We start from the raw sequence: 11662 nt of genomic DNA, 5'->3' as shown, positions 1-11662 counted from the left end.
GCTTCCGCACTAAGAGAATGGCCATCAATTAAAAATGAATTTGAACCATGCATAGTGAAAACATGAGCCCAATAACGAACATGTTTTGTTGGGACAGAATATTTTTCAGCGAGCTCTCGAGGAGTGGAGCCATCAAGATACTTTTTAGCTACTTTGAACTTTAACTCGCGACTGTATTTGGACATAAATAAAAGACCCCCAATAATTGGTTGTCCAACTATTGGGGGTCACTTCAGAGCATGGGAACGAGGATTCTCTTAACTGATTGGCATTAACTCAACAGCCGCTCTTATCTATTTATTTATCGATTTATCTATCTATTTGAAATAGTTAATCTTTGATGACGCCACGAGCACGAAGCAGTGCGGTTTTAAAGTCATCTTGATAATCTTTTTTGATGCCGGGGATCACTTCATCTTTGGCGCTGTTGCGCATTTTCAGATGATAAATAAGGACATCGTCAGTGAGCTGTTCCAGTTGCCCTTTATAGCCCGCTTCACCTGCCAATTTGACGATAAATTGCAGTAGGTTACATTCAGAATCCTTTTGCCATTCTGGTTCGAGTAACTCAAGCAGTTCTTCAATACGGTGACATTTCATGGCCATAGCTTTCTCCACAATTCGCTTTTTCGATAACCTAGATTTTTAGATAGTCTTGTAATGGTTTTCGCTTAAGGTATCAAATGTAGGAAAGAGTAGAAAAGAAAAGTAGAAAAGAAAAAAGCGCAGAGTGCTTTCTTGTGTTAACCAATCGTTTGTATAAACGAGTCGTCTAAATAAACAAATCGCTCTGCGCTTTTCTATATCAAGCAGCCTGGTTAACTTTTGTCTCTGGCGATGCAGTCAGTGCATTGCTCTCAACAAGAGTTTTTGCAGGTGCAATTTTTTTCGCAACCGGAGCAGCAACGAAGCCACTACGACGACGCATTGCACTACGGTTTGTGTGCGAAAACCTGACAGTTGTTGGGCGCATTCATTTACCTAACAGTCAGGCATATCCATTGCCGATGTAATGGACCTAGGCAACTATGAGCTGCTCTTCTGGCACCGAAGTGTTTGAAGGATGGCTCCTTCTGGCAATCGCCAATCCACTTAAATTGTCTAGGAATAACGATATAAATCATATCAAGATTAGATTAGCACCAAGTTTTCAAATGATCGATAGTTAACCAATCAATATGTTAAAAAAAATGAATTGGTTATGTGAGGACGGTAATTGAGTTTTGAAAGTCATGCGCTTTACTATAAATAGACATTGATGGAGGTGTGTATGTCGTTTCTTAAGAAAACCCTCGCCAGTTTTGGAATTGGCTCTGCTAAGGTCGATTCCGTTCTTCAGCAAGAAGTACTTTACCCTGGTCAAGCGGTAAAATTTACCGTTCATGTCTATGGCGGATCAAGCGCACAGGATATTGATAATATTGAATTAAAATTGTGCTGCCGTTATATGGAAGAAGTTGTACAAGACAGATCGAAACAGCACGGTTCTCGCAAACGCAAAGTGCATCAAACTTATGTGTTAGCTGATTGGTCCTTGCCGTATTCATTTACCATACAACCGGGTGAAACGCGTGATTTTGACGTTGATCTCGCCGTGCCCTGGAATACGCCTGTCACTATTGGCGATGCCAAAGTCTGGTTAGAAACCGGGCTCGATATTGCAATGGCTTTAGATCCAACCGACAAAGATATTTTGACGGTTCGCCCTGATCCTTTGATGGATGGCATTTTTTCTGAACTGGAGGAGCAAGGATTGCGCCTTCGTCAGGTTGAGTGTGAAGCCGCACAAGGCTTTGCATTGCCTTTTGTGCAAGAGTTTGAATTTGTGCCCACCACTGGACCTTTTCACGGTCGCTGGCGTGAACTGGAAATTGTCGCTTATCGAGATAAAGATTCTCTGCAGATGTGGTTTGAAGTCGATCGCTATCAAAGAGGCGCAACCGGTATGCTTGCTAGCCTGTTAGGGCTCGGAGAGCTCAAACGTCAAATGACCATCACCAGTGACGAATCACCGCAAAAAGCTGGGGTAAAAGTGCTGGAATATCTCGATTCTCACTGTGAGTAGTTTAACGCAAAATTAACAGTTTCAGCTTACGGTTGTAAGTTGAGTATGTCATACTTTGCCAAACTGTCCAGTTTGGTATGGGTGTGGTATGTCAGTCAGCGAATACAGCGTAAAAGAAGAAGTCGCTAATGTCATCAGCCATGGCATTGGTTTGCTATTGGGTATTGTCGGCTTAGTGTTATTGCTCATAAAAGCCGTCGACCATAGTGCCGACGTTCTGACCATTGTCAGTATGAGTGTTTATGGCGGCAGTATGATTGCACTGTTTCTCGCGTCAACGCTCTACCATGCTATTCCACACCAGAGCACTAAACGCTGGTTGAAAACCTTTGACCATTGCGCAATTTACTTATTGATTGCAGGTAGCTACACCCCTTTTCTGCTGGTTGAATTGCGCACACCGCTCGCTTTTGGTTTGATGATAGTGATCTGGTCGATTGCTTTACTCGGAATCGTGATGAAAATTGCGTTTGTCTATCGATTTAAGCGCTTTTCATTGATTTCGTATTTGGCGATGGGGTGGTTATCTCTGGTGGTGATTTACCAACTGGCGTTGAATCTTGATGTGGGTGGGCTAACATTATTAGCCGCGGGTGGTGTGGTTTATTCGTTGGGGGTTATTTTCTACGTAGCCAAACGCATCCCATACAACCATGCTATCTGGCACGGATTTGTTCTTGCAGGCTGCGCTTGCCACTTCTTGGCGATTTATCTGTATGTGAATCCGATCTAGCGTCTCCAGAATGCCGGGAAGAACAGCACCAGAATGGTCAAAATTTCTAAGCGCCCCATCAGCATGCCAAAACTCAGTACCCACTTTGCCGCATCTGGAAGGCTGGCAAAGTTACCTGTAGGACCAATCACGGTTCCCATGCCAGGACCTACGTTAGCAACGGCTGTAATTGAACCGGAAATACTGGTCACCGGATCTAGCCCCATTGCCGATAGACAACCTGCAATCAAAATAATGGTGATGGCAAAGGTCAGACCGAAAGCGACCACTGAACGGACAATATCTTCATTTACTGGGCGTTGGTTATAACGTTGCACGAAAACACCATTTGGGTGGATCAGTCGCATCATCTGGTTTTTCAATAAGGCAAAACAAATCTGAAAACGGAAGATTTTGATGCCACCCGCTGTCGAGCCAGAGCAGGCTCCAACCATCATGATAAAACCAAATAGAGTGGTTGGCAGTGCGCCCCATGCGCTGAAATCATCAAGTCCATAACCTGTGGTGGTGACAACCGAAACAATGTTGAACATTGCAATGCGCAAAGCGTCTAAAACAGAGTAACCATTGTGTAGGTTGAGCCACGCTGCGATGATTAAACTTGCGACAATAAACAGCAGAAAAAAGCCCTGCACTTGAGCATCTTTCAACAGCACCATAGGGTTACGTTTTCTCAAGGTAGCAACAAACAGTAAGAATGGTAATCCACCAAGGAACATAAATAGCGTTGCGACCCAATGAGCCCCATTGGAGAAGTGGTTCATCGAGCTATCTGAGGTTGAGTATCCGCCTGTCGATAATGTCGTAAAGGCATGGTTGATTGCGTCAAATAAACCCATGCCCGTCAACATGTAGCTGATAATGCATAGCAGAGTTAACACCAAATAAACCACCACGATGTTTTTTGCCACCGTTTTGGCTCTCGGACTACTTTTATCCGACCAGTCGGAAGATTCCGTCTGGAACAGCTTCATACCACCCACGTTGAGCATGGGCAGCACTGCTACTGCCATCACGATAAAGCCGACGCCACCAAGCCATTGCAAAATGGAACGCCACAGCAAAATGCTTAATGCCATGTTATCAAGCCCGCTGAGCACAGTAGAACCTGTAGTGGTCAAGCCTGACATGGTCTCAAAGTAAGCGTCGGTAAAGCTGATGTGGGTGATAAACACGAAGGGCAGTGCGGCAAAGGCGCTGGCAATGGTCCACACTAAGCTGGTGATAAGGAACATATCTCGCACATTTAAGCGAAAATCGGATGTTCGCCCAAGGGTCAGACAAATGAATGCCACAATGTGGGTGATAATCACCGCTTGCGCAAATTCGAGAAAGCCACCTGTACCGGTTACAAATGCAACTATGGTTGGCAGATACATAAACAGGGCTAGTTTGGAGAGCACTAACCCAATAACAAATAAAATGGGGCGTAAATTCAGCATAGTGACGCCAATAACCTATAAGAAGAAAGGACTTGGCTGGAACAACGCTTCGACATCCGGCACATATTTTTTGTTCACCAGGAACATCACTACGTGGTCATCCTGCTCAATCACTGTGCGGTCATGGGCAATCAGAACTTCTTCGCCACGGACAATTGCACCAATCGTCGTACCCGGTGGAAGTTTGATATCACCGACGGCGCGTCCAACCACTTTTGAGGTCGTTTCATCGCCGTGGGCAATCGCTTCAATTGCTTCTGCGGCACCACGACGCAGTGAAGATACGTTGACAATATCAGCGCGACGTACGTGCGTGAGCAACGCTGAAATGGTCGCTTGCTGCGGAGAAATTGCGACGTCAATCACGCCACCCTGAACAAGGTCGACGTAAGCACCGCGTTGGATAAGCACCATCACTTTTTTCGCACCGAGACGCTTTGCCAGCATTGCCGACATGATATTGGTCTCATCTTCGTTGGTTAACGCGATGAATACATCTACTTGGTCGATGTTTTCTTCGGTGAGCAGTTCCTGATCTGCCGCATCACCACAGAAAACGATACTGTTTTCTAACTCTTCGGAAAGTTGCTCTGCTCGGTCGTAATTGCGTTCAATCAGTTTGACGCTATACATATGCTCTAAGCGTTTGGCCAAGCTTGAGCCTATGTTGCCACCACCGACAATCATAATGCGACGATATGGTTTTTCTAAGCGCTGCAACTCGCTCATTACCGAACGGATATGGTTACTTGCGGCGACGAAAAACACTTCGTCATCGGCTTCAATGATGGTGGTGCCTTGTGGACGGATTGGACGACCTTGACGGAAGATTGCCGCAACACGGGTATCGATATGCGGCATATGTTCACGCAGTGCAGAAAGTGCGTTACCCACCAAAGGTCCGCCATAGTAAGCTTTTACTGCGACCAGGCTCACTTTCTCATCGGCAAAGCTCACTACTTGCAGTGCGCCCGGGTATTGAACCAAGCGTTCGATGTAGCTTGTCACCAGTTCTTCCGGTGCGATTAAATGGTCGACAGGCACTGCGCCTGACTGGAATAACGCTTCTTTTTCAGCAAGATATTGTGGAGAACGAATTCGAGCAATACGGTTTGGTGTGTTAAACAGAGTAAAAGCCACCTGACAAGCGGCCATATTGGTCTCGTCGGTATTGGTGACAGCAACCAGCATGTCGGCATCTTGTGCGCCCGCTTCTCTCAGTACGTCAGGGTGACTGGCATGGCCATTCACAACGCGTAAATCATATTTATCTTGCAGCTCTCTGAGGCGGTCACCGTTTTTATCAACAACCGTAATATCGTTGTTTTCGCCAACCAGGTTCTCGGCTAATGTGCCGCCTACTTGTCCTGCACCAAGAATGATGATTTTCATACCTGTTCTCTTATTATCTACTTACATCAAAGGCAGCCTCGGGCTGCCTTTGATTCAATTCGTTACGCGTTTTTAACCATCACAGCGTAGTAGAAGCCGTCCATATCTTGCTCGCCAGGAAGAATTTGACGACCTGGTTGCTCTGGATCTGAACCAATCAGTTGCGCGTCAGATGTGCGCGCCAAAAAGTCTTTGACCTGCAGGACGTTTTCCTGAGGTGTGATTGAGCATGTAGCGTAAACTAACCTACCACCAGGTTTCAATTGTTGCCACATTGCCTGCAAAATTTCAGCTTGTAGTGCCGCTAATGCATCAATATCGTTCGCGCGGCGTAACCACTTAATATCAGGGTGACGACGAATGACACCTGTTGCCGAACAGGGTGCATCAAGCAAAATACGATCAAATTGTTCGCCTTGCCACCACTGTTGTGGATAACGTGCATCACCACAAATAACATCGGCCTTGAGATTTAAACGTTCTAGGTTGTCGTGTACACGGTTTAATCGTGTCGCATCGCTATCGAGCGCCACCACTTCTGTATCTTCAGTGTGTTCCAGAATGTGTGCGGTTTTGCCACCCGGCGCGGCACAGCAATCCAGAATCAGCTCGCCTTCTTGCGGCTGAAGGTAGTTAATCGCTAACTGAGCCGCAGCATCTTGCACTGAAACCCAACCTTTTTCAAAGCCCGGAAGTAAGGTGACATCGCAAGGCGTAACCAGTTTGATCGCATCATTGGCTTCAGGGTGAAGGGTGTATTCGATTTCCGCTTCATCGAGCAAGATTTGGTACTCGTCACGCGTGTGATGCTGGTGGTTTACGCGCAGCCACATCGGCGCTTTGCTGTTGTTTGCTGCTACGACCGCTTCCCATTGCTCTGGGTAGCTCTCTTGTAGCATTTTAAGAATCCAGTTTGGGTGACCATATTTCCCCGCGTTGTGACTAACCGCCATTTCATCCAATTGTTCTTGATTACGCAGGTAGTTACGTAGCACAGCGTTGATCAGTCCACTTAGGTTCTCTCCGCGTAGCGTTTTGGTACCTTCAACGGTATCGGCTACCGCAGCATGCGATGGAATACGCATGAAACTGAGCTGATAGATACCCACCAAAATCAGATGGTGAAAGACCCGCTTTTTGCCTTTGAGTGGATTCTCCATTAATTCATTGGCAATAGACTCTAAACGAGGAAGATAACGTAGCGCGCCGTAGCAAATTTCTTGCAGCAGAGCGTGATCTCTTGGACGAATGGTTTTTTGAGCGGCTGGAAGAGCGTGAGAAAGTGAATGACCTTTGTCGACCACTTGGAAAAGGACGTTAGCAGCGGCTGCGCGAACATTCATGGTGAAACCCTTAAAATTCAATAGGGACATCTCTGCCCCTGTGATTAATGTACTTTTCCCATCCGGTTAACCGAAGCGGGAGATATTGCCACCAGTCAATATAGAGGCTTATCAATATGATGGCTTGATTAGTTGAGCTGTGTGCCCACTTCAAACCAGCTAGCGCGTGCATTGAGGATATCTTGTACTGACATCGCTTTTTTGCCCGGTACTTGAAGTTGCTCTAATACTAATACGCCATTGCCTGTTGCCACATAGATGCCGGTTTTGTCGGCTTGTATTATGCTGCCAGCAGGCTTGTTGGAGCTTTGATCCACAACACGGCTTTGCCAAACTTTGATGCTATTTTCAGCAACTTCAAAGTGACTCATGGGCCATGGGTTGAAAGCACGCACACAACGTTCAATGTGCGCAGCATCATCGTTCCAGTTAATCCGCGCTTCTTCTTTGCTGAGCTTTTTCGCGTAGTTTGCTTGCTCATCATCTTGTTTTTCTGCTTTAGCTGTACCGTTTGCAATATTGGCTAAACATTCAACTAACGCTTGTGGACCAAGTACAGCAAGCTTGTCGTACATGGAGGCACTGGTATCTGTCGCTTCAATTGGCAAAGTCGCAATGCTCAGCATGTCGCCAGTATCCAGACCGATATCCATCTGCATAATGGTTACGCCCGTTTGTGCATCGCCAGCCCAGATAGAACGCTGAATTGGAGCCGCACCACGCCAACGAGGCAGGATAGAGCCATGAACATTGATACAACCCAATCTCGGGGTATCTAATACCATTTGTGGTAGTAATAGGCCGTAAGCCACCACCACCATCAGATCTGCGTTGAGTTCAGGAAGCGCTTGTTTTGCTTGATCAGATTTGAAGTTTTCTGGTTGATAAACCGGGATGTTATGTTCAAGGGCTAACTCTTTTACCGGACTTGCGGTCAGTTTCTTACCACGACCTGCCGGGCGATCTGGCTGTGTATAAACAGCAATGACTTCGTGCTCCGAAGACAATAACGCCGCCAAGTGACGGGCGGCGAAATCCGGAGTACCTGCAAAGACAATTCGTAATGATTGGCTCAAGGTAACCTCTCTATTCTTTATTGATTCTTTTCGTTGAAGCGTTTTGCTTTTTCTAGCTTCTCTTTGATACGCTTACGTTTTAGTGGTGAAAGATAATCAACAAATAACTTGCCTTCCAGGTGGTCCAACTCGTGTTGCACACAAATAGCCAAAAGGTCATCCGCTTCAAAAGAAAATTCTTCACCATCACGGTTAAGTGCTTTCACCGTCACTTCGGCTGCGCGTGGCACAAGAGCACGAGCGCCAGGGACAGATAAACAGCCCTCTTCAATACCATCTTCGCCGCGTTTCTCAATAATTTCCGGGTTAATCAATACCATTGGCTGATCACGGCTGTCAGAAATATCAATCACCACGATGCGCTGGTGAATGTCGACTTGTGTCGCAGCTAGACCAATACCTTCTTCGTCGTACATGGTCTCAATCATGTTATCTACGATGGTTTGGATCTCTGGTGTGACTTTTTCAACCGGCTTGGCAATGGTGCGAAGACGATCATCTGGGAATGTTAATACTTGTAATACAGACATATACACTCGAATTATTGAACTAGGTCGAAACAGGAGAAAGCTTGTTGGCTCAATTCTAGACATTTTATCAGTCAAATGACAGCATCTAGCGTGATTTAGCAAAATCATTCTCATTCATTTAACGCGGGATATACGGTTATGGCGTGGTTATACAGGCATTTTTATATGCTTGTTGTGGTGTTTAGTGCTGATGTGTTTGCTGCTGGTGATGAGATATCGAACGTCGCTCAATCAGCACCAACGATCACAACGTCTACATATTTTGTAGATCAGATACACTATGCTCATAGCCCACGAGTCGTAGCGAGTAGTGGAGATCGTCAATATATTACCCAGCAAGAGCTGATTTATTTTGATGGTAAGCAGAGCCGTCATCGTGACTGGGGTGTCTATCGCTCTGAAGTTGAATTCCAGCATGGCAATCAGTCGACGTTAGTATTGCGGCTTTTAGCTACAGGCGAGTTAGTGGAAAGCAGTGAAAATATTTCGATATTGCACATCTCCAAACAATATCAAGAGGTTAAAAAGGGCGATTATTTGTTGCCACTACGGATAGCAACTGCTAGTGACAGGGAACGTTTTCCCCGAAGTCTTGTTGTTCGAGACCGCGGAGAGTAACAATGGAAGAGCACAAATTGGCCGCATGGTTGGCTCTTGCATTTACTCCCAAGTTGAGTAAAAAGGCGATCACGCTGTTACTAAGCCGAGATTCGTTATCTAACTTCGCTAACTATACCGCTAAGCAATGGCAGATTTTGGGTCTGTCTTCCGAACAGGTTCATTATTTAGTTCATGATGCACAAAAAGAAGTGGATGAGTCACTCGATTGGTTAAGCAATGCTCAATGTCGGCATATTATTACGCCATTTTGCGATACTTATCCAGCGCTACTGCAACAGATATCTGCACAGCCCAATGTACTGTTTGTTGAAGGCCAAATAGAAACATTGAGTTTGCCTCAGATTGCGATTGTCGGTAGTCGCAACGCCAGTATCGATAGTCAGAAAATGTCCCACCAGTTTGCGGCACAACTGGTTGAACACGATTTAGTGGTTACCAGTGGCTTGGCAGTCGGCGTCGATGGTTATGCCCATGATGGGGCATTAAAAGCGGAGGGTAAAACTATCGCAGTATTGGGTTCCGGACTTGCCTCTATTTATCCAACAAGGCATCAACACCTTGCCCAGCGGATCTGTGAACGTGGAGCGCTTGTTTCAGAGTTTCGCCCCAATGCAAAACCTCGCCCTGCTCACTTTCCTCGTCGCAACCGAATTATCAGTGGCTTATCTATGGGGGTATTGGTTGTTGAGGCGGCAGAAAAGAGCGGTTCTTTGATTACCGCTCGTTATGCGATGGAACAAAACCGGGAGGTATTTGTTGTGCCGGGCTCGATTCTTAATCCCAATAGTGTCGGCAGTAACGGTTTGATTCGACAGGGAGCTTGTTTAGTTCAACATGTACAGCACATACTCGATGAAATCGAATCAATGTTGGATTTCAATCGATTACAACCGCAACCATGTCAGCAAACACTTTTTTTATCTTTAAATGATGAAGATGAATTGCCATTTCCTGAGCTGTTAGCTAACGTAGGAGAAGAAGCTACACCAGTTGATATTCTGGCAAACAGGACCCATATACCTGTCCAAGAAGTCATGATGCAGCTCCTAGAGCTTGAGCTTTCAGGGCATGTTGTTGCAGTTTCCGGTGGCTATATTCGTAAGGGGAGGGGCTAGCTATGATGATGGATATTCTGATGTATCTGTTTGAAACTTATATCCATAGCGATGCAGAGTTGCAAGTGGATCAAGACGAGCTTGAAGATGAATTGCTTCGGGCAGGGTTTCACCAAAAAGATATCTACAAAGCCCTAAACTGGTTAGAAGATCTAGCGGCTTTGCAGCAGACGGACGCTCAGTCAAAAATTTCAACCAGTGCGGCAACATCTATGCGTATTTTTACTGCGCAAGAGATGGTACGTCTGAATATCGAGTCTCGTGGATTCATTCTATTTCTGGAGCAAATCAAGGTACTAACGCCTGAAACTCGTGAAATGGTCATTGATCGAGTGATGGGGCTTGAGACCAATGAGTTAGAGTTAGATGATCTGAAATGGATCATCCTCATGGTGCTGTTCAATGTTCCGGGAAATGAGAACGCGTATACGCTGATGGAAGAGCTCTTGTACAGCAAAGAGCAGGGCATTCTTCATTAAGCTAATAAACGGATTATGAGCAGTAAAATTGATAGCGAGCTGTTTTCAGCTCATGAGCAAGCACTGAACGAACCTTGTCCACAATGTGGCGGAGCATTACAGCTTCGCCATGGCAAACATGGTCCATTTGTTGGCTGTACCCAATATCCTAAGTGTGACTACATTAAACCACTGCACCAGAATGACGGGCACATAGTGAAAGAACTCGGTGTGCCTTGCCCTGAATGCGGTAGTGAACTTGTACTTCGCCAAGGGCGCTATGGCATGTTTATCGGTTGCAGTGCTTACCCTCAGTGCCACCATATCGAATCGCAAGATACGCCTGCCGATGAAGCGAAACCTAGTCAGTTATACGCATGTCCTGAATGCGGAAAAGGTCATTTAGTCGAGCGAAAAACCCGTTTTGGTAAAACGTTCTATGCTTGTGATACTTATCCTAAGTGTAAGTTTGCCGTGAACTTGCCGCCAATAGCGGGGAAGTGTGAAAAGTGTGGCTTTTCATTGCTGGTTGAGAAAAAACTCGCCAGTGGGACTAAGCAGCAGTGTGCGGATCGCAAGTGTGGGCATGTTCAGGAGCAATAGAGAAACAGCTCTATAGAACAAGGCGCTTAAAGCGCCTTTTTGTTTGCCCAGCAAAGCTGGCAAACCCGTCCACTTGAAAGAAAGTGGAGTCACCCTGACTAAGGGGAAGACAATCCGAATGGCAAGGGCGTCACGGGCTAACGGTGGGGTCTGAAGGAAGCCATAGGAAGTTAGATGTACACAACTAACCGTAATCTGTTTCGGCGGTACTGGTGGGTAAGCGTCCAAAATAGCGCAAAGCCCAATACTTAGTCAGACCAATACTGTGATTGAGGGTGGGATAT

Annotated in this window: 13 protein-coding genes and 1 pseudogene; 6 read left to right on the top strand and 8 right to left on the bottom strand. The window is 46.0% G+C overall.

Annotated elements, in window-relative coordinates:
- From ACK5MF_RS13835 to ACK5MF_RS13825, 3 genes and pseudogenes are all read right to left on the bottom strand, one after another.
- A pseudogene (locus ACK5MF_RS13835) lies at positions 1–185 on the bottom strand (helix-turn-helix domain-containing protein); the annotation flags it as partial.
- A gap of 145 nt (positions 186–330) precedes the next feature.
- Complete coding sequence (locus tag ACK5MF_RS13830) at positions 331–600, bottom strand: YihD family protein (protein ID WP_416923180.1); 270 nt, start codon at positions 598–600, stop codon at positions 331–333.
- Positions 601–805: 205 nt separating this feature from the next.
- Positions 806–973: a hypothetical protein gene (locus ACK5MF_RS13825; protein WP_416923178.1), complete on the bottom strand. Its 168-nt coding sequence runs from the start codon at positions 971–973 to the stop codon at positions 806–808.
- Between the two features lie 297 nt (positions 974–1270).
- On the opposite strand from ACK5MF_RS13825, the gene ACK5MF_RS13820 reads away from it, so the two are divergent.
- Positions 1271–2065 carry a sporulation protein gene (locus ACK5MF_RS13820; protein ID WP_416923176.1) on the top strand — a complete coding sequence of 265 codons (795 nt, stop codon included), beginning with the start codon at positions 1271–1273 and terminating at the stop codon, positions 2063–2065.
- An 88-nt stretch (positions 2066–2153) separates the two neighbouring features.
- The gene (trhA, locus tag ACK5MF_RS13815; RefSeq protein ID WP_416923174.1) at positions 2154–2798 is read left to right on the top strand and encodes a PAQR family membrane homeostasis protein TrhA; all 645 of its coding nucleotides are present in this window, start codon (positions 2154–2156) and stop codon (positions 2796–2798) included.
- Here trhA and ACK5MF_RS13810 read toward each other — a convergent pair.
- The 5 genes from ACK5MF_RS13810 to def all read right to left on the bottom strand — a co-directional run bounded on the left by ACK5MF_RS13810 (position 2795) and on the right by def (position 8581).
- Positions 2795–4240 carry a TrkH family potassium uptake protein gene (locus ACK5MF_RS13810; RefSeq protein ID WP_416923172.1) on the bottom strand — a complete coding sequence of 482 codons (1446 nt, stop codon included), beginning with the start codon at positions 4238–4240 and terminating at the stop codon, positions 2795–2797. The two genes, trhA and ACK5MF_RS13810, sit on opposite strands and share 4 nt — an antisense overlap.
- 15 nt (positions 4241–4255) lie before the next feature.
- Positions 4256–5632: a Trk system potassium transporter TrkA gene (trkA, locus tag ACK5MF_RS13805; RefSeq protein ID WP_416923170.1), complete on the bottom strand. Its 1377-nt coding sequence runs from the start codon at positions 5630–5632 to the stop codon at positions 4256–4258.
- A 62-nt stretch (positions 5633–5694) separates the two neighbouring features.
- A complete protein-coding gene (gene rsmB, locus ACK5MF_RS13800) occupies positions 5695–6975 on the bottom strand; it encodes a 16S rRNA (cytosine(967)-C(5))-methyltransferase RsmB (protein WP_416923168.1) in 1281 nt (426 codons plus the stop codon).
- A 128-nt stretch (positions 6976–7103) separates the two neighbouring features.
- A complete protein-coding gene (gene fmt, locus ACK5MF_RS13795) occupies positions 7104–8051 on the bottom strand; it encodes a methionyl-tRNA formyltransferase (protein WP_416923166.1) in 948 nt (315 codons plus the stop codon).
- A 17-nt stretch (positions 8052–8068) separates the two neighbouring features.
- The gene (def, locus tag ACK5MF_RS13790; protein WP_416923164.1) at positions 8069–8581 is read right to left on the bottom strand and encodes a peptide deformylase; all 513 of its coding nucleotides are present in this window, start codon (positions 8579–8581) and stop codon (positions 8069–8071) included.
- 138 nt (positions 8582–8719) lie between these two features.
- Here def and ACK5MF_RS13785 point away from each other — a divergent pair, with 138 nt between their 5' ends.
- Genes ACK5MF_RS13785 through ACK5MF_RS13770 form a run of 4 tightly spaced genes read left to right on the top strand, consistent with a single transcriptional unit; the run spans position 8720 to position 11378 of the window.
- Complete coding sequence (locus ACK5MF_RS13785; protein ID WP_416923162.1) at positions 8720–9199, top strand: hypothetical protein; 480 nt, start codon at positions 8720–8722, stop codon at positions 9197–9199.
- A gap of 2 nt (positions 9200–9201) precedes the next feature.
- Positions 9202–10317, top strand: a complete 1116-nt coding sequence (gene dprA / locus ACK5MF_RS13780; RefSeq protein ID WP_416923160.1) for a DNA-processing protein DprA — start codon at positions 9202–9204, stop codon at positions 10315–10317.
- A gap of 2 nt (positions 10318–10319) precedes the next feature.
- Positions 10320–10796 carry a DUF494 family protein gene (locus ACK5MF_RS13775; protein ID WP_416923158.1) on the top strand — a complete coding sequence of 159 codons (477 nt, stop codon included), beginning with the start codon at positions 10320–10322 and terminating at the stop codon, positions 10794–10796.
- Between the two features lie 15 nt (positions 10797–10811).
- Positions 10812–11378 (top strand): type I DNA topoisomerase, encoded by a 567-nt coding sequence (locus ACK5MF_RS13770; RefSeq protein ID WP_416923156.1) that lies wholly within the window; start codon positions 10812–10814, stop codon positions 11376–11378.
- Positions 11379–11662 lie beyond the last annotated feature (284 nt).

It is taken from the genome of Vibrio sp. (assembly GCF_047973365.1).
Lineage (GTDB): Bacteria > Pseudomonadota > Gammaproteobacteria > Enterobacterales > Vibrionaceae > Vibrio.
The sequence above is the reverse complement of the archived record's forward strand: the minus strand, read 5'-3'. Positions and strand labels throughout refer to the sequence as shown.